The sequence below is a fragment of the Terriglobus albidus genome, from assembly GCF_008000815.1.
Lineage (GTDB): Bacteria > Acidobacteriota > Terriglobia > Terriglobales > Acidobacteriaceae > Terriglobus > Terriglobus albidus_A.
The window spans coordinates 5149980-5172138 of record NZ_CP042806.1; the positions used below are offsets into that span (position 1 = coordinate 5149980).

20 protein-coding genes and 1 tRNA gene are annotated in these 22159 nt (G+C 58.3%); 8 read left to right on the forward strand and 13 right to left on the reverse strand.

Annotation, left to right across the window (positions count from 1 at the left end; genetic code table 11):
* Positions 1-128 precede the first annotated feature (128 nt).
* Together FTW19_RS25920 and FTW19_RS20735 are read left to right on the forward strand one after the other, a co-directional pair.
* Complete coding sequence (locus FTW19_RS25920; RefSeq protein WP_187143084.1) at positions 129-275, forward strand: hypothetical protein; 147 nt, start codon at positions 129-131, stop codon at positions 273-275.
* 175 nt (positions 276-450) lie between these two features.
* Entirely contained in the window at positions 451-2313 is a 1863-nt protein-coding gene (locus FTW19_RS20735; RefSeq protein WP_147649457.1) for an asparagine synthetase B family protein, read from the forward strand.
* Here the strand turns inward: FTW19_RS20735 and FTW19_RS20740 are convergent.
* A complete protein-coding gene (locus FTW19_RS20740; RefSeq protein WP_187143085.1) occupies positions 2310-3620 on the reverse strand; it encodes a glycerate kinase type-2 family protein in 1311 nt (436 codons plus the stop codon). The genes FTW19_RS20735 and FTW19_RS20740 overlap by 4 nt on opposite strands.
* A gap of 14 nt (positions 3621-3634) precedes the next feature.
* Here FTW19_RS20740 and FTW19_RS20745 point away from each other — a divergent pair, with 14 nt between their 5' ends.
* Positions 3635-4192 carry a PPC domain-containing DNA-binding protein gene (locus FTW19_RS20745; protein WP_246153423.1) on the forward strand — a complete coding sequence of 186 codons (558 nt, stop codon included), beginning with the start codon at positions 3635-3637 and terminating at the stop codon, positions 4190-4192.
* Here FTW19_RS20745 and FTW19_RS20750 read toward each other — a convergent pair.
* The 6 genes from FTW19_RS20750 to FTW19_RS20775 form a co-directional block, all read right to left on the reverse strand.
* Positions 4182-5183 (reverse strand): LLM class flavin-dependent oxidoreductase, encoded by a 1002-nt coding sequence (locus FTW19_RS20750; RefSeq protein ID WP_147649459.1) that lies wholly within the window; start codon positions 5181-5183, stop codon positions 4182-4184. The two genes, FTW19_RS20745 and FTW19_RS20750, sit on opposite strands and share 11 nt — an antisense overlap.
* A gap of 89 nt (positions 5184-5272) precedes the next feature.
* On the reverse strand, positions 5273-6511 hold the full coding sequence (locus FTW19_RS20755; RefSeq protein ID WP_147649460.1) for a spinster family MFS transporter: 1239 nt from the start codon (positions 6509-6511) through the stop codon (positions 5273-5275).
* A 105-nt stretch (positions 6512-6616) separates the two neighbouring features.
* Complete coding sequence (gene queF / locus FTW19_RS20760) at positions 6617-7018, reverse strand: preQ(1) synthase (protein WP_147649461.1); 402 nt, start codon at positions 7016-7018, stop codon at positions 6617-6619.
* 121 nt (positions 7019-7139) lie between these two features.
* Complete coding sequence (locus FTW19_RS20765) at positions 7140-7886, reverse strand: SDR family NAD(P)-dependent oxidoreductase (protein ID WP_147649462.1); 747 nt, start codon at positions 7884-7886, stop codon at positions 7140-7142.
* A 159-nt stretch (positions 7887-8045) separates the two neighbouring features.
* Positions 8046-9221 (reverse strand): M48 family metalloprotease, encoded by a 1176-nt coding sequence (locus tag FTW19_RS20770; RefSeq protein ID WP_147649463.1) that lies wholly within the window; start codon positions 9219-9221, stop codon positions 8046-8048.
* 393 nt (positions 9222-9614) lie between these two features.
* Positions 9615-10955: an inositol-3-phosphate synthase gene (locus tag FTW19_RS20775; RefSeq protein ID WP_147649464.1), complete on the reverse strand. Its 1341-nt coding sequence runs from the start codon at positions 10953-10955 to the stop codon at positions 9615-9617.
* 106 nt (positions 10956-11061) lie between these two features.
* Here FTW19_RS20775 and FTW19_RS20780 point away from each other — a divergent pair, with 106 nt between their 5' ends.
* Positions 11062-11964, forward strand: a complete 903-nt coding sequence (locus tag FTW19_RS20780; RefSeq protein ID WP_147649465.1) for an ROK family protein — start codon at positions 11062-11064, stop codon at positions 11962-11964.
* 140 nt (positions 11965-12104) lie between these two features.
* Here FTW19_RS20780 and FTW19_RS20785 read toward each other — a convergent pair whose 3' ends face one another.
* Positions 12105-12746, reverse strand: a complete 642-nt coding sequence (locus tag FTW19_RS20785) for a DedA family protein (protein ID WP_147649466.1) — start codon at positions 12744-12746, stop codon at positions 12105-12107.
* Between the two features lie 280 nt (positions 12747-13026).
* A complete protein-coding gene (locus FTW19_RS20790; protein ID WP_147649467.1) occupies positions 13027-14604 on the reverse strand; it encodes an FAD-dependent thymidylate synthase in 1578 nt (525 codons plus the stop codon).
* A gap of 132 nt (positions 14605-14736) precedes the next feature.
* On the opposite strand from FTW19_RS20790, the gene fabG reads away from it, so the two are divergent.
* Positions 14737-15483: a 3-oxoacyl-[acyl-carrier-protein] reductase gene (gene fabG / locus FTW19_RS20795; protein WP_147649468.1), complete on the forward strand. Its 747-nt coding sequence runs from the start codon at positions 14737-14739 to the stop codon at positions 15481-15483.
* Positions 15484-15620: 137 nt separating this feature from the next.
* Positions 15621-17141, forward strand: coding sequence for an EAL domain-containing protein (locus FTW19_RS20800; protein ID WP_222705484.1), 1521 nt, complete (start codon positions 15621-15623; stop codon positions 17139-17141).
* Between the two features lie 190 nt (positions 17142-17331).
* On the opposite strand, the gene FTW19_RS20805 is transcribed toward FTW19_RS20800, so the two are convergent.
* From FTW19_RS20805 to FTW19_RS20810, 3 genes are all read right to left on the reverse strand, one after another.
* Positions 17332-18270: an NADP-dependent oxidoreductase gene (locus FTW19_RS20805; protein ID WP_147649470.1), complete on the reverse strand. Its 939-nt coding sequence runs from the start codon at positions 18268-18270 to the stop codon at positions 17332-17334.
* A gap of 120 nt (positions 18271-18390) precedes the next feature.
* Positions 18391-18528 (reverse strand): hypothetical protein, encoded by a 138-nt coding sequence (locus tag FTW19_RS25925; RefSeq protein ID WP_187143086.1) that lies wholly within the window; start codon positions 18526-18528, stop codon positions 18391-18393.
* Positions 18529-18678: 150 nt separating this feature from the next.
* Positions 18679-19773, reverse strand: coding sequence for a Gfo/Idh/MocA family protein (locus tag FTW19_RS20810; RefSeq protein WP_147649471.1), 1095 nt, complete (start codon positions 19771-19773; stop codon positions 18679-18681).
* A 337-nt stretch (positions 19774-20110) separates the two neighbouring features.
* On the opposite strand from FTW19_RS20810, the gene FTW19_RS20815 reads away from it, so the two are divergent.
* Positions 20111-20767 carry a peroxiredoxin gene (locus tag FTW19_RS20815; RefSeq protein ID WP_147649472.1) on the forward strand — a complete coding sequence of 219 codons (657 nt, stop codon included), beginning with the start codon at positions 20111-20113 and terminating at the stop codon, positions 20765-20767.
* Positions 20768-20842: 75 nt separating this feature from the next.
* A tRNA-Cys gene (locus FTW19_RS20820) sits at positions 20843-20918 on the forward strand.
* Between the two features lie 117 nt (positions 20919-21035).
* Here the strand turns inward: FTW19_RS20820 and FTW19_RS20825 are convergent.
* Positions 21036-22142, reverse strand: a complete 1107-nt coding sequence (locus tag FTW19_RS20825) for a hypothetical protein (RefSeq protein ID WP_147649473.1) — start codon at positions 22140-22142, stop codon at positions 21036-21038.
* Between the last annotated feature and the right edge of the window lie 17 nt (positions 22143-22159).

Here is a 22159-nt window from a genome sequence, read left to right on the forward strand (position 1 = left end):
ATTGTTCCCAAAATGGGAATTGAACGATACATTGGTTATCGTCGTAACCTGCTAGTCCTTTGTTACGTTGATTTTGCCATGTTACCTTAGCTTCGAAAATCACCTAATTTCTTTCTACGAGGTTGTAAATGCAGGAAGTCGCATCCGCTGCTGAACAGTCCAAGGCCCCTGAAACTACCCCCACCTGGCATCAGCCAACTCTCACGGTTCTGGAAGCCGGAGATGCAGAGAGCACTGTAACCAACAGCGGTGGCGATGCTGGTGGTTTCTCCTAGTCCCTTCCCCCAGAATCCAAAAGAGAATATTGCAAAGATGCAGTGAGGCGACGTGAATATACATCGCCTCACCGCACAACTCTCCACACCGACGCCGAGGATTCATTGTGCCAGTGTGTGCATAAACGACAGCGTTTACCCCTAATCCGATTTATTGGTTGATTACCTTTTGAGTATGTGGATTGCAGGAATCTGCCAGGGGACGATATGCCCGACACCGACTAATCGCATTCCTTCCTGTTTCTCCGAAGGCAAGCGGCAATCTCTTCCCGGCGCCCTTCTCCTTGCCTCTTCTGATACCGTTTATTTCTCCACGCCAGAGCTCGTTCTTCAGCTCGATGGCCGTATTGACAATCGGACCGATCTGTCCTCAGCTCTTGATCTGCCTCTTGGGGCATCGCTCTCAGAGTTGCTTAAATGTGCGTGGCGTCACTGGGGAGATGAACTACCGGGCCGTCTGATAGGAGATTTTTCTCTCGCAGTTTGGGATGGCGTCCAACGCAAACTTCTGCTGGCGCGCGATGCCGCAGGAGTTCGGCCTCTCCATTTCACCTTCACGCCACACGGCATTACGTTCGCATCGCTCGCCAGACACCTGCTGCAGCTCAGCGGAAGGCTTGCGCGGCCTGACGAAGAGCGAGTCGCGGAGTGGCTGGGAGGGCACTTACATCTCTCCACAAACACCTTCTTTGAAGGGATTCAGACGATATCCCCGGGGCATGCTCTCGTCTGGCAAAATGGCCGGCATAGCATTCGTTCATTCTGGAATCCCCTGCAAACGCCATTACTCCGCCTTCGCGATTCGCGGGAGTACGCCGAAGGCATGCTGCATTATTTGGAACAGGCCGTACACCGCCGAATCCCCGAACATGGTCTGCTTGCAACCCATCTGAGCGGAGGCCTGGACAGCTCCAGTCTTACCGATACCGCCGCCAGGTATTTGGCATCTCAGAGCCGTTCCCTCGTAGCTTTTACTGCCATTCCCGCGAGCCCACTGGACGAGAGTCTCTTCTGTACGCGCTTTACCAATGAGGCCCCTTTTGCCGCCTGCGTGGCGCAGCAGCACGACAACATCGAACACATCCTCGTCTCCAACCATAGCCGCGGTCTCTTCCAGACTCTCGATCGCTTCACGGACGCGGCGGACCGGCCTTTTCTCAACCCGCCAAACGCCGTTTGGCTGCTTTCAGTTCTGGAGACGGCGGCCCAGCATGGTGCCGTTACTCTCTTGGATGGAGTCGCCGGAAATTTCACCCTAAGCTATCACGGCCAACGCGCTCTCCCCGGCCTGCTTATCGCGGGACGCGTTCCCACCTTGAGCCGCGTTGCCTTCGGCCTGCATCGCCATGGCGAAAGCTGGAAACACATTCTCGCAAATCTCACGCAGCCGTTCTTCCCTAAGGCACACCACATGCTGATGCAGCTCTCGGGGAGAAAGCCCGCAGCTCGTGCAATTGCCATGGGTGCGTCCCTCGAATTCGTCAAGAAGTTCGGATATTTTGCCGACACGCTACGCCCCCGGGTTAGGGGGCGATTTGAGAGAGCCGAGATACTCACTGGTCTCGAACTGGAACAGTATCTAAGCATCGGCAGGACTGTCGCCTCCATTGATGACGTTATCCCCGCGATGGATCGGGATCTCATTGAGTTCTGTCTATCGATCCCGGAAGAGATTTACTGCCAAGATGGAGACCGGCGCTCGCTGATTCGCACCACCATGAAGGGCCGCCTTCCTGACATGGTGCGCAACGAACGCCGCCGCGGGCTGCAGGCTGCCGACTTCCTTCCTCTGCTCACAGCAGAGCTGCCCGCCATCCGGACTGAGCTTGCACAGATGGAACAGGTCGATCTGGTCCGGCGCGCCATTGATTTGCCGCGGCTACACCGCCTCGTGGAACACTGGCCCTCGGCCTATCATCCCAGCATCTTTGCCGATTATGCATTCGCACTTCCGCGGGCTCTTTCGATGGGCCGCTTTCTTCGGCGAATGGAAGAGGGCTCGCTCTTTTCTACGGTCACTTCAAACGCAGTGAGCTAGTCGTCTGCCAGCAATATCCGCAGATCGCGCAGGTTGTTCCCCGTCGGTCCGGTGAAGATGGCATCTCCCAAGAGAGAGAAGACGGTTCCGGAGTCGAATCGTTCCAGCGCTCCGGCAGGATCCTTTGCATATTCCCAGGTCGCAGTATCAGCCACTGCCCCAGCAGCCAGGCTGTTGCCGTCCAGACCGTCACTGCCGGCACTTAACACAGCAGTATTCGCCATACCGTCGATGAGTTGTGCAGCGTAGAGCGCGAAGTGCTGGTTGCGTCCTCCGTTGCCGGCCGGTCCGGTAACCGGCACAGCGACCTCTCCCGCAGAGATCAGCGCTATCCGTTTGCCCGGTTGCCGCAGGCGGGCAAGCTTGTAGAGCAGATAGACTGCCGCCTTGTCATAAGGCCACTCATCGCATCCGTTGTCGACTACCGCCTCGAATCCGAGATCGCGAGCGATGGCAGCGGCCTCCGTACAAAGAGTGGACGACGAAAGCACTTCGAGATAGAAGGCCCTGGCAAAAGCAGGATCGTTCCGCTTTGGCGTCTCCGGCAGCTCGAGACCCGCGAACAGTTCAGCGATCGCGGGAGGCAACGGTTCCTTCAAGCGAGACAGCAACACCCGGCAGTAGGTGATCGTACTTCCATCCGGAATGGTGGGTCCGGAGGCGATCACATCCGGGCGCCCCTCCGGCACATCGCTCACCAGCAGGGTCACCTGCGTCGCAGCATTGGCTGCGGCAACAGCCAACCGGCCTCCTTTGACTGCAGATACGTGTTTGCGCAGTGCATTCATCTCCGCGATGTTCAGTCCCGAATGCACCAGCATGCGATGGAACGCCGCCATCTCATCCATGGAGATCTCAGGCACTAACGGCATCTCCATCATGGCGGAAGCTCCGCCGCTGATAAGCCACAACACCAGGGTCTCACCGTCTGCTTCGCGTGCCAGCTCGAGCGCGAGCTCGGCGGCACGGCGCGAGCTCTCGTCTGGAAAGGGATGCGATCCACGCAGAAACGTTAGCTCTGCCGGAGCTCCTGAGTTTTCCGGAGCCAGCACCAATCCCGTGAATGGCAGGTATCCCCGCAACAGATCCGCACTGTATACGGCCATGGGGACTGCCGCCTTGCCGAGTGCAATGATGACGGCGCGCCGGTAGAGTTCAAGCGGGAAACTATGCTCTCCCACCTGAAGGATACCGTCGGCCCACCGTACCTGCTCCGCAAGATGCGTGTCGAGCCGGGCTGCTTCGAGAGTCCGCAGATAGATCTGTTTTGCGTGTTCCTTGAGCGTCGCCACTGTTCGTGTATCCACGATACTCTTTCGGCATGCGACCGTTTGTGATCTCTCTGGCAATCTCCGTCTGTCTCGCTCTCACACAAGCCCACGCACAGGAACAAACCATCCTGCCCACACGACCTATTCCGCCGGGCAAAGCGCCTCATATGCAGGTGAAGCTGGTGAAAGATACGCCGGAAGAGAAAGTCTACGCCGTGATCTTCCTGAAGGGCGATGAGGCTCTAAGCGGCATGGTCGACTTCGCCAACAAGTACCACGCCAACGATGCGCACTTCACCGCCATCGGAGCCATCAGCAGCGCTACTCTCGGCTGGCTCGATCTCTCTCGCAAGATCTATGTCGCCATCCCTGTACAGGAGCAGGTGGAGGTAGTTTCCCTGATGGGAGATATCGCGACCTTTCAGGACAAGCCCGTTGTGCACATGCACGCTGTCCTGAGTAAACGCAACGGCTCGACGGTCGGTGGTCACGTGTGGGAGTTGAATGTTAATCCGACACTTGAATTCTTCGTGACCGTAAACAACACGCCACTGAAGAAGCGGCCAGACGATCCTTCCGGCATGAAGCTGATCGACCCTACACAGTAGCTATGGGAAGCATGGCCTCCGCCAGCAGCTCATAGCTGCGCAGACGGTCGTTGAAATCGTAGGTGTCGGTGACGGCAATAATCTCTTTGGCGCCGGTGTCGCGAGCGAGCTTCTCGATGCCGGCGCGCACCGTCTCCGGACCGCCAACAATCGCTGCTCCCAGCTTGCTCTCCACCGCGGCTTGCTCATAGTCGGCCCACAGGCCGTCCATGGAATCCACCGGAGGCAGCAGCTCCACTGGCTGGTTGCGGATCAGCCGCAGGAAGCGCTGTTGCGGAGTGGTGAACAGGCGCTTCGCCTCCGCGTCTGTCGGCGCAGCGATCACCTGTACGCCGACCATCATGTGTGGCTCCTGCAATACACCCGGACGAAACATCTCGCGATAAAGCCGGGCCGCAGCGTACAGATATTCGGGGGCGAAGTGCGCTGCGAAGGCGTATGGCAGGCCGAGCATACCCGCAAGCTGTGCGCCAAAAGCACTGGAACCCAATAGCAGAACGGGGACCCGGCTTCCCTCGCCGGGAAATGCGTGTACGATCTGGTCCGGTCTGGGATCGCCAAGATACGTCCGCAGCTCTTCCAGAAGCGCCGGGAAGTCATCGCCAGACTGCTTCAAGTCTCGGCGCAAGGCCCGCATGGTGTGGAAGTCACCGCCAGGAGCGCGTCCCAGGCCAAGATCGATACGTCCGGGATACAGCGCTTCCAGCGTGCCGAACTGTTCTGCCACCACCAGCGGCGCGTGATTGGGCAGCATGATACCGGCAGAGCCAACGCGGATCGACTTCGTCGCGCCTGCGATATGCCCAATGAGCACGGCTGTCGCAGAACTGGCAATGCCGGCGATGGAGTGATGCTCGGCCAGCAGGAAGCGCTGATAACCAAGGTTCTCGACGTGCTGCGCCAGGGTTACGGAACGGGCAATACCCTCCGATGCCTCTTCTCCGGGCCGCAGCCCCACCAGGTCCAGAACGCTCAAGCGAAGTTCGCTCATGGTGATTGGATGATGTCACTTCCGTAAACGCTTCGAGCGATGTCGAAGTTATGGGCTGTAAAACGCCGTTATGCGGCTGTAAAACGCCGCTATGCGGCTGTCGGCTGCCGCTTCACGTACCGGCCTCCCAGGAGAAGGATTACACCTGCGACAACCAGGGCGAGGGTTGTGATGCCCATGCCGAGCCGCAGATTGGAGTGGTCGCTTACCAGGCCGATCAGCAGTGGCGAGGGCATATCGCCCAGCAGGTGGATGAGCAAAAGCTGCCCGGCCAGTGCCGATGCCCGGTTAGCGGCAGTCACCGCATTGACCGTGGCGGCGTTGATGGGTCCAGTACCGAGAAACAGACAGATCTCTGCCCCCGCGAGCGCAGGCAACGTGATCCACGATGGGCCGAAAAAAGTCAGCAACGCAAACGGAATGGAGGAGAGGCAGCCGAACGCCGAAACCAGGTACAACGCACTGGAATTGCGTTTTATTAGGCGGCTGGCGATCCAGCCGCCCGTGGCAGTCCCAACAATGCCGGTGACAGCCGTGATGGCTCCGATGGTGAATCCGGCTTGCCCCAGCGAGTAGCCGTTCACCCGATGCAGGAACGACGGCATCCACCAGGAGAGGCCGCCCATGCAGAAGGTGATAAACGCGTATCCAAAGATCGAGCTGAGATAGGCGCGGTTCGTGACCAGCGCCAGCAGATCGGCTTTACCAACCTTGGTCTTCTCCGCTTCACTGGCGCCGCGCTCCGGCTCACGCATCAGGAAGAGGATCATCAGCGCAAAGAGAATGCCGGGAACCGCTGAGACATAGAACGGAGCGCGCCAGCCCCAATGACTGCCGACCATACCGCCGATCAGGTAGCCGAGCGCGGCACCGACGGGAATGGCCAGGTTGAAGATGGTCATTACCCGGTTGCGTTCCTGCGCCGGAAAGAAGTCAGACAAGATGGCAGGAGCGAAGATGCCAAAGCTCGCCTCTCCCAGTCCCAGAGCCGCATGACGCAGATTCAGCGCGCCGAAGGTGTGGACGGTCGCCGAGAGCAGGTTCATGCTGCTCCAGAAGATTGCGCCGAAGACCACCAGCGGCTTACGCGGAAAACGGTCGCCCAGCCAGCCGGTGATTGGTGCGGCGCAGATATAGGCCAGCATGAACCACGTTGTCAGCGAACCGATCTCCGCGTCCGAGGCATGGAACTCGCCCTTCACCATCTCCTGCACACCGGGCAGGATGTAGCGGTCAATGTAGTTGACGAAGTTTAGAGCGGTGAGAAGGATGAGGGCGGTTGTGGCCCCGGCGACACGCTTGGTCGTCAGCTTGGTGGAGGTCGTCATTCGTGAGGAGAATATCAGCTTGCCGAGATCACCTTCTCGCGCCGGTGCAACGCATAAGAAAAGGCGCCTGTCGCAGGCGCCTCTCTCGTTCGTTAGATATCGCTATTACTTCTTCGGCCGTGGCCAGCGAGCGGTAACAATCGTCGAGATGCCGCCACGCGGGCGGAAGTCGCCCTTCACCTCGGCCCAGACCGGATCGGTGGCCTTCACCACGTCTTCCAACACCTGGTTGCAGATGTTCTCCTGGAAGATGCCAAGGTTGCGATAGGTGAACAGATACTCCTTCAGGCTCTTCAGCTCCAGGCAGCGCTTCTTCGGCATGTAGCGAATCTGCAGCACGCCAAAGTCCGGCAGACCGGTCTTGGGGCAGACGGAGGTGAACTCCGGATCGTCGATCAGGATCTCGTAGGCCGGAAACTGGTTCGCCCAGGTTTCGATCTCAGGAAACTTGGTATCGAGCCCGGCGGCAGCGTGCTCATCGGTGTAACGCGGTTGCTTCTTTGCCATTTTTTTATTTTAGTGCCTGGTTTGGGAGCCAGAGCATTCGAGGGGAAGCAGGGGCTCGTTTTGTTGAATAGTTGAATAGTTGAATAGTGAGGGGCCCGCTAAAACGCGCGCTCTTTGATCCTCACCGCAGGCCGCCGGCTACGACGAGCTTCTCGCCTGTGATCCACCTGGATGCGTCCGAGGCGAGGAACAGAACTGCATCCGCGACCTCTTCCACCGAGCCGACACGCTTCAGCGGCATCTGTCCGACGAACTGCTTTTCAAACTCGGAGTCTTTGAACCCAAGAGTGGTGTAGCCCTCGGTGACGACCGGTCCAGGGTTGACCGAGTTCACGCGGATCTTCGGGCCGAGTTCTTTGGACAGAACGCCAGTCACCGCATCCAGTGCAGCTTTGGTTGCCGAATAGATGACCGATCCTGGAGCCGTCAGCGTGGATGCGGCTGAACCGATATTCACGATGCTTCCGCCCTCCTCCGGGAAGTACTTCAATGCCTCTTTGGCCGATAGGATCGCTCCCAGAACATTGGTGTTGAACTCGCGATGGAACTCCGCCTCCTGCACCTCCGCAAGCGGGGCGAATGCGTAAACGCCGGCATTGTTCACCAGGATGTCCACCTTGCCGTACGCCTTCTTCGCCTCTTCAAAGACCCGGACGACCTCCGCACTGTTGGCGACACTTCCCTGCACGGCAATTGCCTTGCCACCGTTCTTCGTGATCTCGGCAATCTGCTTCTCCGCGTCCTCACGGCTGGCCCCGTAGTTCAGCACCACTGCGGCGCCCTCTGCAGCCAGCTTCTTTGCGATACCCGCGCCGATGCCCTTCGAAGCGCCCGTTACGACGGCGACCTTTCCGTTCAAAACTCCCATGATTCCCCTCCGTTGTAGAACTCGAATATTTCGATAACCGTCTAACTAGATGAACGACGCCCAGGGAAGATTCGACGTTAATCAAAATTTCAGCAAGGACTTAAACGAAAGATGCCGCCCAGGCTATCTGGGCGGCATCTTTTTGGGAGTGAGACAACGCTACTCGCGGCGGCCGAGGGTCGGGCGGTCGTCATCCGACTTGCCGTTGCCGTTCGAGTCCGGGTCGTTGTTGCCGCCGGCGGTGCGGCGCAGGGTGGGCTTGTTGCCATCCTTGGTGTCGTTCAGCTTGCGCTTGTTCTCGAGCCGCGCCAGGCGGGCCTTCACGTCATCGAACTCCGAGGTCGTGACCACGTAGTCCGGCTTTGACGGCAGGATGGTGGCGATCTCATCCTCGCTACGCTCGATACGGTCAGGCGTCTGCGGATGCGAGCTGAAGGCCTTGGAGATCATGCCGGGCTTGTGCTTCTGCAGGGCGTCAATCTTTTCAAAGAACTGGATAAACGCCTGCGGATCGTAGCCGGAGCGGTACATATACTGCAGTCCGAGCCAGTCGGCCTGCGCTTCAAAGTTACGGGAGAACTGCAGGAAGGTCAGCGGCAGAGCGAGCTGGCTGGCCTGGTAGATACCGTATCCGGTCCAGGTTCCCGAGGTGAAGATGATCAGCGGCACCTGGCCGATCTGCATGTAGTTCATGCGGGTCATCTCGCGGGCTGCATGGTGCGCCGCCACGTGAGCGATCTCATGGGCCATCACACCTGCCAGCTCAGCCTCTTCGTCGCAGGCCAAAATGAGCCCGCTGTTCACGTAGAAGAAGCCGCCGGGCAGAGCCATAGCATTGACCTCATCGGTATCGAGCACCTTGATGGTGAACGGAACCTTCGAGTCGGAGTTCTTTACGATGTTCTGGCCGATGCGGTTGACGTACTCATTGATGACAGGGTCGTTGATCAGGCGGGCGCTGCGCTCGATCTCCATGGCGTAGCCCTTGCCGTTCCTGATCTCCCAGTCGGTGGAGTACCAGTTGCCCATACCGCGGCCGCCGATATCGCGGGTGCCGGCAGCATCGACGTCGTCGTCGCTGCCCTTCTTAATGTTCTTGTTCAGCTTTTCGCCCGGCTGCGGGATGGAATCGGCCTTCTTCGCAGCCTCTTCCTTCGCCTTCTGGATCTCTTCAGGCGTGGATTTGCTGGCGTCGGTCGGCACGGGGGAGCCGGTTGGTGACTGGGGAGACTTGCTGCTGTCCTTATCGCTGGGCTGCGACTGTGCGTAGACCGCACCCGGGACGGCCAATCCGGCCATCGCCAGCGCGAGTATGGCTGTCTGAAACCGACGCATTGCGACACCTCATCCGCCGGGGAACGCACCCCGGCACCTTCTTAGACGTAGTATGCGCCTGCAGGGTAACAGATGACCACCCTAGCTCGGTCTGGAACCTCACAGACCGGCCCAAATCGGACTCCTTCCGGAGATGGGGCGGTCCAATTGTCAGAATCTCATCACCGGAAACGGTTCGTGCACAGCGCGAATATCCCAACCCATCGCGCTTCACTCCGATACGCGATGGATGGGGCGCCCAGTGTAGTGACTGGATAAAGCATTGAGCCACACCGATGAAGCGGGTCCTTCGCTCTGCTCAGGATGACAGGAAAAGGCGGCGCCTGCAGACAAGTAAGCCTCCGCATGCGGAGGCTTACTTACTATTCAACCATTCAACGATTCAACTAATAACTAATCCCCGTAATAATCCAAGCCTAAGTGAGTAATAAGACCCTCACCCATAATGTGACGAAGAGTGTTCTTCAGCTTCATCGACTGTATAAACAGATCGTGCTCCGGATACAGACCTTCAGGCACCGTCGGCGCCTTGAAGTAGAAGCTCAGCCACTCCTGCATGCCCAGCTTCTTCAGCGCCGGTGTGCGATTGGCGAGGTCCATGAAGAGGATCAGATCCAGTGCCAGCGGCGCGGCCAGAATGGAGTCGCGGCAGAGGAAGTCGACCTTGATCTGCATCGGATATCCGAGCCATCCGAAGATATCGATATTATCCCAGCCTTCTTTGTTATCGCCGCGCGGCGGGTAATAGTTGATGCGGACCTTGTGATAGATATCCTTATACAGATCCGGATGGAGCTTCGGCTGCAGGATGTAATCCAGCACACCGAGCTTGGTCTCTTCCTTGGTCTTGAAGTTATCCGGATCGTCCAGAACTTCACCGTCGCGGTTGCCGAGAATGTTGGTCGAGTACCAGCCTGAGAGGCCTAGCATGCGGGTCTTGAAGGCCGGCGCAAGCACGGTCTTCATGAAGGTCTGGCCGGTCTTGAAGTCTTTACCCGCGGTGGGCACACCTGCCTGCTTCGAAAGGTCCTGCAGCGCAGGAATATCCACGGTGAGATTGGGCGCGCCGTTGATGAAGGGAATGCCTTCCTTCAGGCAGGCCCACGCGTAGATCATCGACGGAGCGATATCGGGGTCGTCGTTAACCAGGCCTTTTTCAAATTTTTCCAGCGTGGAGTGGACCTCTTTCGGCTCCAGGAAGATCTCGGTGGAGCCGCACCAGATCATCACCTGGCGATCGGTCCTGGTCTTGAACTCCGCGATATCGTTTCGGATCTGATTGGCCAGATCGCACTTGCTGCGGCCGGTCTTCACCTTCTTGCCATCGAGACGCTTGACGTAGTGCTTGTCAAAGACCGCCGGCATCGGCTCAATGCCTTCGAGGAACGGCTTAATTTGATCCAGTTGATCGCGATCGAGAACCTGAGCCGTCTTTGCGGCGTCATATAGATTGCCACCGAAGATGTCCCAACCGGTGAAGACGAGGTCATTCAGGTCAGCCAGTGGAACGAAGTCCTTAATCAGCGGTGAATTTCCCTCGGTACGCTTGCCGAGCCGGATGGTTCCCATCTCGGCCAGTGAACCGATCGGTTTTGCAAAACCTTTGCGAACTGCTTCAACACCTGCGATGAGCGTCGTCGCAACTGCTCCCATGCCTGGAATCATGACGCCAAGCTTTCCCTTGGCGGGCTGAATCTGCGCCGCAGCTTCGTTGGCTGCGTTGTGATTAGACATACTGCGTCACAACCTTCCCTCTATGTTTGTTACTTTCCGTTGTTTTCCGTTGTACGGAAGCTAAAGTATCTCACCAATTTCATGTGCGACAACTTATGCTTTAACCATGCAGAACGCGCGTATTGGCATTGATCTGGGTGGAACGAAGATAGAGGCCCTGGTGTTGGATGAGCACGGCCAGGAACGTAAACGGTTACGCATTTCAACCCCGCGAGAGTACTCCGCAACCGTCGAAGCTATCCGTGACTTAGTCACCGGAATAGAGTCTGAACTTGGTATCTCCGCCACAGTCGGTGTAGGTATGCCGGGCACCATTGTGCGCAGCACGGGGCTGGTCAAGAACGCGAATTCAACCTGGCTGATCGGCAAGCCGTTTGAGCGCGATCTGAGCACGGCACTCAACCGTGAAGTCCGCTGCGCCAACGACGCGAACTGCCTCGCCGTCTCCGAGGCGACCGACGGCGCCGCCGCAGGCATCGCCACCGTCTTCGCTGTCATCATCGGAACCGGCTGCGGCGGAGGCATCGCCCTGCACGGCCGCGTCCACGAGGGGCGCAATGCCATCGCCGGAGAGTGGGGGCACAATGGCCTGCCCTGGCCCACGGCTGATGAGGTTCCCGGTCCTCCCTGCTACTGCGGTAAGCACGGCTGCATGGAGACCTGGGTCTCCGGGACCGGTCTGGGCAACGACTTCACTCGCGTTACCGGTGTCGCAAAAACCGGCGCCGAGGTGGGGGTCATGGCCGAGGGTGGCGACCCTGATGCCATGGCTGCTTTTTCTCGTTTGGAGGACCGTTTGGCCAGGGGTTTATCCAACGTTATCCACATCCTCGACCCCGACGTGATCGTCATGGGAGGGGGGCTTTCGAAGGCAAAACGCCTCTACGAGAACCTCCCAGCCCTGATCGAAAAGTACAGTTTCGGCGGCGGCGTAGACACGCCCGTAGTCCACGCCAAGCACGGCGACTCCTCCGGTGTCCGCGGAGCAGCGTGGCTCTGGCCCCTCTAAAAACAGTTGCCAGTTAACAGTTGCCAGTTGACGAGGTGCGGCATGGGCGATCAGAACGCCTCAACACACCGAGGCAGGGGAACCCATCACAGGCTCGCCAGTCAAACTGGCAACTGGCAACTAGAAACTAGAAACTGCTTTTAAGCGTTTGCTTCGCTGCGTGAATTCTTCAGGTGCGTCCAGACGAACCAGACGATGCCGGCGACGAGCAGCAGCAGGATCGCGGCATCCGCCTTGTGCAAAACCTTCTTCAGCATGGAGTTAGGGTCGTTCCAGCTTTCGCCTGCCTTCATTCCCACCCATGCCAGCGCAAAGCACCATGGCCAGGAGCCGATAAAGGTATAGATGTGGAAGCGGAGCTGCGGCATCCTTGCGATGCCGGCGGGGAGCGCTATAAAGGTGCGCACCACGGGCAGCAGACGGCCAATCAGGACCGTGATGTCTCCGTACTTCTGGAAGTAATGGTCGACACGGTCGAGGTCGTGCTTGCTCATCAGCACGTAGCGCCCGAACTTCTCCACCAACGGACGTCCGCCGTAGGCTCCCAGCCAGTACGCCACCACCGAGCCAAGATTGCAACCGAGCGCACCCATAGTGGCGGCCCAGAAGAGGCTCATCTTGCCCTGGTAGACCACATAGCCGGCAAACGGCATGATGATTTCGCTGGGAAGCGGAATGCAGGCCGACTCAATGCCCATAAGGAGAACAATGCCGGGATAGTGCAGCGCGGCGATCAGGCCGGTAATGTACGGCAAGAGAAAATTGATAATTTTTTCAGTCATTTGGTGAGGAGGCTTGCCCTTGCAGTATACCGGGAGCCCGGTTGCGACAGTGTCAAAAGCACTTGCTGGATGCTAGTTGCTGGTTGCAAGAGAAACGGGGAGCGCTTTGCGCTCCCCGTTTTGCGTAGTTCCTGTAAAGATTTCTTTTTGTTTAGCTTACGAGGTATTCCTCAACCGCCAAGGTAGGCTTCTCTGTTGTCATCCCCTAGGGATCTGCTCTATTCGCAGTTCGGGAGTAGAGATGCAGATTTCTCCGCTGACGCTACGAAATGACAAGTGCCTACCGTTTCAACAGGTCGATGGGTTCGTCGATGTCTACCGTACGGAAGTAGCTTGCCAGCGAGGGATGGCGCTCAGTTACGGCACGATACATCTGCCATGCCACGTTGCGATAGGAGAAGTGTCCGGCGACGCCGGAACGCAACTCACTGATATAGAGGGCTTCTGCGAAGTCCATCTTGAAGAGTGCACGGACGCGCGTCCCCAGCGGCAGCAGGTACTGGGCTGACTGTTCCGCCTCCGGCAGACCGGAGTCGCGGAGTGCACGGTAGGCGGCAAAGCTTGCCTCCATCGCTTCACGGTACTCCACTTCCAGACCTGCATCGGCCAGCGTCGGCTGGCCTGGGCACTCGGGGATGTCGTAGCCATGCACGTCCGTAAACTCCTGGATGAGCTGCACGCACTTGCGATGGCGGTGCATGTCGCGGAAGCCGCCGATGTCCATCAGGATGTCGAAGCCGAAGCCGTGGCCCGAAGAGAAGGCGCGCGTGAGCTCGTCGTGCCGTCCACGATGTTTCGCTCCGAGTGCCACAATGCCATCGCGCTGCGCTGCAGACAAACCGGTGACCACATTGCGAATCTGGCGGTAGGAGTAGTGGCAGTGTGGATAGAGCAATGACGCCGCAAGTTCTACTTCCAGCCCCTCGGAATCATCCACCAGATCGACCACCGGAGCCGGCTCAATCGCCGCTCCCTGCATCAGCTCAGCCGCGGCAGCACGCAGTTCCTGCTTTGTCGATGCCTCATAGGCAGAGGGCTGGGTGTACTTGACCAGCGTGGGAGAGACCTTCACCTCGCGGCCCAGAACCGACATGGCACGATCACCGCAAATCCCATCCACGGATGAGATCTCCTGGCACAGCACCCGGGCCTCATCGGCATGAACGTTCCATGCCGGTCCACTGGCGGCTTCACGCAACTTCTCGCCAAGCTGCCGAATCTCGGCAAACTCCGAACCGAGAAGGCGCGCAATCTGCCCTTCCAGCGTACGTGCATTCACGATCTGTCCGAGGGAGGTATTCGTCGCCAGCGGCAGCAGGTAACGAGCCACATCAAACGCCCGCGCCTTGAGCGTGCGCACATAGGCATCGTCTTTCATCTCGGCCGGCTGGGGGATCGCTTCCTTCAGCGTCTCCAGCATCTGCTTGCCGATGCGGTCGTAGGCGATGAACAGCTTCTCGGCGGCAGCGGTGTACTCCGCGGTCTTTTCGCCCAGTGCCGGCGTATACCAGCCGCTCTTTTTAAAGTCCTGGTAGCGGGTCGAGCGCTCCTGTCCATCCCAGCGCTGCTCGTCCACCAGCGCAATCGCTGCCAACAGGCTCAGCCGTTCGATCGCAAAAGCGACGTGCGCCAGGTCGGCGATGGAGCGATGGCCGTAGGCAAAGTAGAACGTGTTGAGGAACTGTTCAGCGCGCTGCGTGCTGATCTCTTTCAGCGACTCTTTCATCGAAAGAGCGGAGCGCGAATACTTGGCCATCGCATAGGCCAACACCTCAGGGTCGGCGCCGTGTATGGCGTACACCTCGGTCGTGTTCATGTTCTCCGGAAATGCGGTGGGGTTCTGGCGGACGTCACTCATGGCATCTCCAAGCATAGCCAATCGGCATCTGGAATACGCCGGTCATTTTCCCGGGCGGCAGATGGAGGTCTACATCGGCGTTCGCCCGCCTATAATCGGCACTGACAGCAAAAAGGAGTACCCGCAGCAAAGATGCCGACACTTCAAGGCCGTATCGCACTCGTCACTGGAGCATCGCAGGGCATTGGACGCGCCTGCGCACTGGAACTTGCCCGTCACGGAGCCACCGTCGCACTGGCCGCACGCCAGATCGACAAGCTTGAGGCCGTCGCAGCCGAGATTCGCGAGGCCGGCGGTACCGCCGAGGCCTTCGCTCTCGATATCTCCTCTGAGGAGTCCATCAAGGCCGCGGCCAAGGAGATCATCGCCAAACTCGGCAAGGTAGAGATTCTGGTCAACAATGCCGGCATTACCCGCGACACGCTGGTCCTGCGTATGAAGCGCGACGACTGGGACTCCGTGCTCTCTACCAACCTGACCGGCAGCTTTCTTCTGACCCAGGCGCTGATCTCGCCGATGATGAAGAACCGCTGGGGCCGGATCATCAACATCACCTCAGTTGTCGGCGAGATCGGACAGGCCGGACAGGTCAACTACGCCGCCTCAAAGGCCGGCCTGGTCGGCATGACCAAGGCGCTGGCGCGCGAGTTTGCCAGCCGCAGCATCACCGTCAACGCGGTTGCGCCCGGCTTTGTCGAGACGGCCATGACCCACGTCCTGTCCGACGAGCAAAAAGCATTCTTCGGCACACAGATTCCGCTGGGCCGTCCCGGTACCGACAAAGAAGTTGGCTATGCAGTCGCCTTCCTCGCCAGTGAAGAGGCCGGCTACATTACCGGACACACACTTGATGTAAATGGCGGCATGTACATGGGCTAAAAGGCCCATGTACATCTCCATAGATTTGAGTTGCGGGCAAGTGATATACCCTTGAGCGTTATAACCGACGAGGAGTAGATGCCCTGAAGCGATCCCGTCTCATCGCCGGAGCCGTACTTCTCTCCTGCACCGCCGCCGTGCTTCCGCTGATGGCGATGTATCTGCTTGGCCGCTCTCGCTCCATCGAGACGGAACAGCGCCACCTGACCGACTACGGCAACTGGACCGTCATGCGGGCCAACATCACGCTTAACGACGCGATTGCAGCGTTGAAGGACGTGGAGGCCCAGCATTGGCATGACTGCTCCCAGGCGCACATTGAAGCCATGCGGTTGTACACCATGAATCACCGCGCCATTAATGAGGTGGGCTTCTTCAAAGATGGATATCTTGTCTGCACCTCGTGGGGCGTAGTCGAGCATCCTCCTGCGCGGCGTCCGGCGGACTACCAGATCGAAGGCATCGGCGTTCACACACGCGTGATCCCCCTTGTCACCCGAGGCCAGCCCATGATCGGCTTCGAGTATGGCTCGCACAACGTGCTGGTCGATCCCATCCGCATGGTCGACGTTCTGGTCGACAATGAAATGACCCTCGCCCTGGCGAACAGCAAAGGCGAGGTTCTGGCCACGCTCAACAATCCTGACCCGGCGGTTGTTCGCCAGGCAATCGATCATCCAGGTCCCGGCGCGGCCGGTAACTTCCTCTACTCCAGCTACCGGACACCGCTCTGGATAGCTGTAGCCATCGAACACCGCACCTATACGCACGCGAACTTTCGCCGTCAACAGGCGATGCTGTTGCCTCTTGGCTTCCTGATGGCGAGCCTCATGGTCGGCCTGATCGCCTGGGCATTGCGCCGCCGGCTCTCGCCTCTCTCCGAGCTGGAGATCGCCGTCAAGAGCAAAGAGTTCATTCCCTGGTATCAGCCCATCGTCGAGCTGGCGACCGGCCGCTGCATTGGTGCGGAGGCCCTTGCACGCTGGCACCGCCCCGATGGGACAATCGTCGGCGCGAACATCTTTATCCCAGTGGCGGAACAGAGCGAGCTCATCTGCCTGATTACCGATCAGATTGTGGAGAAGACCATCGCCGATATGTATCCCTTCCTCTCCAGCGAAACCGGCCTGCATATTGCCATCAATCTATGCGCCGAGGATGTAGAGACCGGCCGCCCCCTCCCCCTTCTGGCTGAACTGCTGCGCGAAAGACGCATTCCTCCAGACCGCATCTGGCTGGAGGTGACCGAGCGTGGATTCATCAACGCCACTGCTGCCCGGGATACGCTGATGCGCGCGCAGGCACAGGGACACGTCATCGCTGTGGACGACTTCGGAACCGGCTACTCGAACCTGGGCCTTCTCCACTCGCTCCCGCTGAATGTTCTCAAGATCGATAAGTCATTCGTCGATGCCATCGGCACGGAGTCGGCCACCAGCACCGTCATCGCCCACATCATCGATATGGCGAACGAGCTGCAGCTCGAGATCATTGCTGAAGGGATTGAGACAGCCGCGCAGGCGGAGTATCTGCGCAGCCGCGGCGTTCGTTACGGCCAGGGATGGTTCTTTGCCAAGGCTATGCCGCGCGAAGAGTTCCTGGCCTACTATCGTCTGCACAAAGACAAGGAAGTGAAGTCGGAACCAGCGCTTACCTGACATCTTTGTCATTTCGCAGCGTAGCGGAGAAATCTGCTTTTTTGCCCACCCTTTGCCGGTTTACCCGCGAAAGGTGGATATCGCGCTACGCGCGAGTGTCTTTACAGGTTCGAAAAGATATTCGTAGAGAAGCAGATTTCTCCGCTCCGCTCCGAAATGACAAACAAACAACCCTACATGCTGATACACCCTACGCCTGGTCGCTCATGGTAACGACGACCTTACCGGGGCGATTGCCTCGAATCTCCCGGCTGGTAAAGGCGGCAGGCGCACGCTCCAGACCGATCTCTGCAGCCACATAGGGCGCGAGATATCCGGCATCGAGCAGCATGGCGATGTCGGAGAGCTGTGTCCGGTCTCCGTTCACGATGAAGAATGCGGCCTGCTCCCGCGGATCCTGGCTATTTTCGTCAACGATAGTCACCATGCGCCCGCCTTTCCGAAGCAGCGGCCACGCCTGTTCCAACAGATCTCCGCCGACCGTATCGAAGATCAGATCCATGCCGGTAACGACGTCCGCCAGCTTGTCCTTCGATGGATCAATCACGCGTTCGGCGCCCAGCTTCTTCACAAAGTCGTGCTTCCCTTCTGATGCCGTCGTGAGAATCTCCGCTCCGTGCATCCGTGCAAGCTGGATGACATACGCTCCAACGGCTCCGGCGCCGCCTAACACCAATACTTTCTCGCCTGCCCTGAGGTCGCCACGGTCGAAGAGCCCCTGCCATGCGGTAAGGGCTGAGATCGGTACGCTTGCTGCTGCTGCAAAGGAAAGGTTCTTTGGCAAAGTGACAACCATCTCCGGCTGGGTGACACAGAACTCCGCCAGTGCGCCGTTGGCATACCAGTCATTCATGCCAAAAACAGCCTGCCCGGGCACCATGCCCGCTACTCCGCCGCCGACCGCGGCGACGGTACCGGAAAACTCATGCCCGGGAATCGGTCTAACGCGCGGGCTGCCGTCTTTCGCATGGGTTGTGGGGGACCAGAGGAGCTCGCTCGGCGTAACTGCAGCGGCGTGGACGCGGATAAGAATCTCACCTTCGCCGCAGGTTGGAGTATCTACCTCGGCCAGGGCGAACTCGAAGGTCTCAATGGCATCAGTGGCTGCGGTGATGCACACGCATTTCATACATACCCCCCCCCAAGGCACAGACTAGTGTGTGTACAGAGGAACTCCCAGACCAGAGCAGCGTGCTCCAGGCCACCCCTTTCGAGTGGGCCCGGAACTGGTTATTGTGTTCCGATCGGGCTACGAGCCGCCACGCTCCCGGTCACCTTCGGGTCCGTCGTACTCGCTGTCGTAGTCACGTTCGTGGCCGCCGCGCCGCTTGCCATCCCACTCGCGCCGGGCCTCTTCTTCCGCTCGCTCTTCTCTGCCGTCTGCCATACTTCGATGCTCCTGCTTGTTACGATCTGCCGGTCCCTTAGAACATTTTCCCTGTTGCTGGGTATCCCGGAAAGAGCGTGCGGTGGCGTTTTCATTGCGGAAAACGCCCACAGATGAGGAAGCCCTGCATCACACCCACAGGGAAATGCTCTACAGCTTGACGCCTGCTGACTCGTAGATCTTCTCAATATAAGTAAGATCGCGCAGGCCCTCTTCACCGGGAGTCTTTGGCGTGCGCCCAGTCTGGACACACTCCGCAAAGTGATCGGCCTCGCGCTCAAACTGCTTCGGGTCTTTTTCCGGATTGCTCTCCTCCCAGTGCTCGCCTTTCGCCCGGCCTCGCATGGTGACACCGTCATAGCCATAGGTCGGCCCCATCTCCAGGGTTCCGGAAACGCCATGAACGCGCATGAAGCCTTCCATCTGTCCTCCGTAGGTGGAGGCACAACTGGCTACCACACCGCTGGGAAAGCGCATGCTCCATTCGACCGACTCTTCCATCTCTGCAAAGCGCGGATCATTCTTATGCACTGTACTGGCAACGGCCTTGATCTCTACCGGCTCCTCCCCCGTGAACATGCGTGCCGCCTGCAGCGCGTAGATGCCGACGTCGTAGACACTGCCGCCGCCGGCCAAGGCCTTCTTCGTACGCCATACGCCAGGCTGAATATTGAAACCGAACTGCCCTTCAAATGCGACCACGTCGCCGATCTTGCCGCTGCGCACCATCTCGATGCACTTCAGCGTCAGCGGCTCATACTGCATGCGGTAGGCGATCATCAACTTCACGTTCGCGGTTTTACAGGCATCGATCATCTGCTGGCACTCAGCCGAGCTCAGCGCCATGGGCTTTTCGCAGAAGACATGCTTGCCCGCCTTGGCCGCGCGGATGGTGTATTCGGCATGCATCGAGTTCGGCAGAGCGACATAAACCGCCTGCACCGTCTTGTTGTCGCGGATGCGGTCGAAGTCTTCGTAGCTATAGATCGAGTCCTTGGGGACGCCATACTCCGCCGCGATGCGCTCGGCCTTGTCACGATGACCGCTGACCAGGGCCGTGATCTTACAACGCTGTGACTGCTTCACACCCCGCATGAAGTGGTCGGCGATAACACCCAGCCCGATGACGGCGAATCCAACCCGTTCCTGTTGTTGTGCGAATATGTCTGGAACCGCACCAGGGACAGCGATGGCTGCCGTGCTGAGTGCACCTAGTCTGGTAAATTCACGCCTTGTCCACGCCATTACTCTCATTCCTCCGTTTTCGCGTTCGCGCTATAGGATGCTTGTGACCCCGGAGAATTCTGCCATATTCCGCAGGTTTGACACCGGCCCCATCAGAGGGCTAGGCTTTGTATCAAGCTAATGATCACTCGTTTTGCCAACTCCTGCATGTGCTGCTGCCGCTGCTGTTGCTGTGGCCCGGTGCGGGTGTGCGAATGAGCGAATCGAACTGACAATAGTTCAGAGATTAGGACTCAGAAACCCACCCGAAGCCTGCAGGCCGGGTGGGTTTTCAACTTTCGGCCGCTTTTTGACCCGATAGGAAACGAACGAACTTTCAAGGAAGGAAACAAAGCAGATGTCACTCCGGATCAATGACACCGCTCCCGATTTCAAGGCGGAAACTTCGCAAGGCACGATCAACTTCCACGAGTGGATCGGCGACAACTGGGCAGTACTTTTCTCGCACCCCAAGGACTTCACTCCGGTCTGCACCACCGAGCTCGGCGCCGTAGGCGCTCTCGAGAAGGACTTCGCTGCCCGCGGCGCCAAGGTCATCGGCCTTAGCATCGACCCGGCAGAGAGCCACAGCCGCTGGGCACAGGACATCAAGGACGTGACCGGCGCCGATGTGAACTATCCGATCATCGCTGACACCGACCTGGCCGTTGCCAAGCTGTACGGCATGCTTCCCGCCGAAGCCGGCGATAGCTGCGAGGGCCGCACCCCGGCCGACAACGCCACCGTTCGCGTGGTCTACGTCATCGGACCCGACAAGAAGATCAAGCTGCAGCTTGCTTACCCGATGACCACGGGCCGCAACTTCGATGAGATCCTGCGCGTTCTGGACTCCATCCAGCTCACCGCCAAGCACAAGGTTGCGACTCCGGCGAACTGGAAGCCCGGCGAAGATGTCATCATCACCGGCGCGGTCTCGAACGAAGAAGCAGACAAGATCTTCCCGGGCTACAAGACCGTGAAGCCTTACCTGCGCACGACCGCACAGCCGAAATAACGTAGTGTTGTTGTAATCTGTAACAGGAAATTCAACTCCGCCGGGCCCTTCACTGCGGCGCGGCGGAGTTCCAGAGCACCGGTGGCGAAGTGGCTAACGCGCTGGTCTGCAAAACCAGTATTCGCGGGTTCAATTCCCGCCCGGTGCTCCAAAGAATCAGTTCAGCCTCTATCTCGCGCAAATCGCCCATACTTCAACTTGTCTGTTTACGTCCCGTCCGTCCCCAGGTTTCCCCAGGCTTCAATCACCCCAATCAATCGACCAAGGCTTATTCATATGCCATTCCGCCTGCTGTAATTCGGTAATCGGGGTTTGCGTTCGTATTCAATGTGACATACACCCGCGTATCTGAAGGCAGAGTCTTGTATTTTCCGCTTTCCGTATCAATGAGCAGTTGTCCGTTGAAGTTTTCGCAGTAAGGGGTGTTGAGAAGAAAATAGCGATTTCCTGGAAGGAACACGCTCCTGAGCAGTTCCGAACAGTAATACTCGCCCTTCAACCCTTCGCCGCGCGTAAAGGATACGTAAGTTTTGCTCCCGATCCTAAAATCCTGGTTCGGATCACTTTGAGCTGAAACAAGCGCAGCCTGATGACTTCGAAGTTCGTGGTCCTGATAGGCAAAAATCGAAAATGAAAAGAACGGTGACTCCAAGAACGTCTTTTGGAGGGAACGTACCGGAATCGTGGCAGCAAAAGAGCCTTCAACATCATTCACGTTGATTCCGTCGAAGTACTGAAGGTGGAGATCTCCCTTCTCGGTTGGTACCGAAAAATACACGCCCGGCTCCCGACCAAAGAAGTACGTGTACGCTGGGAACGACTTTAGGACCAGTTGCAAATGCCCTGTCTCCAGATCGTATCTCCAGAGCTCCCCTTTGCTCGAAAACAGCTGCGATCCCTTTGATTCGTAGAACTCGTCCTTGATGATGTAGAGCGCGCGAGAATCTCTTGACCACTGGAAATTATCGTCGCGATAGAACGGTGTTCCTATCGGTTTTGGTTCACGATAGATCGAATCCACTTTCGTGATGGTCCGTACTGCATGTTTTTCCGAATCTACGATTACCAATGCGCCGTTCACTACCACAGCAATCAACTGTCCATTCGGCGCGACGAGGTAATCCTTGATGAACCCACTCACCAGGGTCGGCGCTCGCGGGTCAATCTCATCGGAGTACTTCAGGTCGTTGCCTATCGAGTAGAAGAATGGAGAAGCTGCTCGGGCCTCAAAGGATACTGGGGTGAAATGCGCGATCGTGGAGGGTTTACCCCCGGACAAGAACGGCGAAGAGAAGACGATGTATGCGCCGGCGATGATCAGTGCCAGAACTAGAGTCCCAAGGACCAACGCAAAACGTCGCTTCCCGTTGGACACGCTCTAACCTCGGAGAG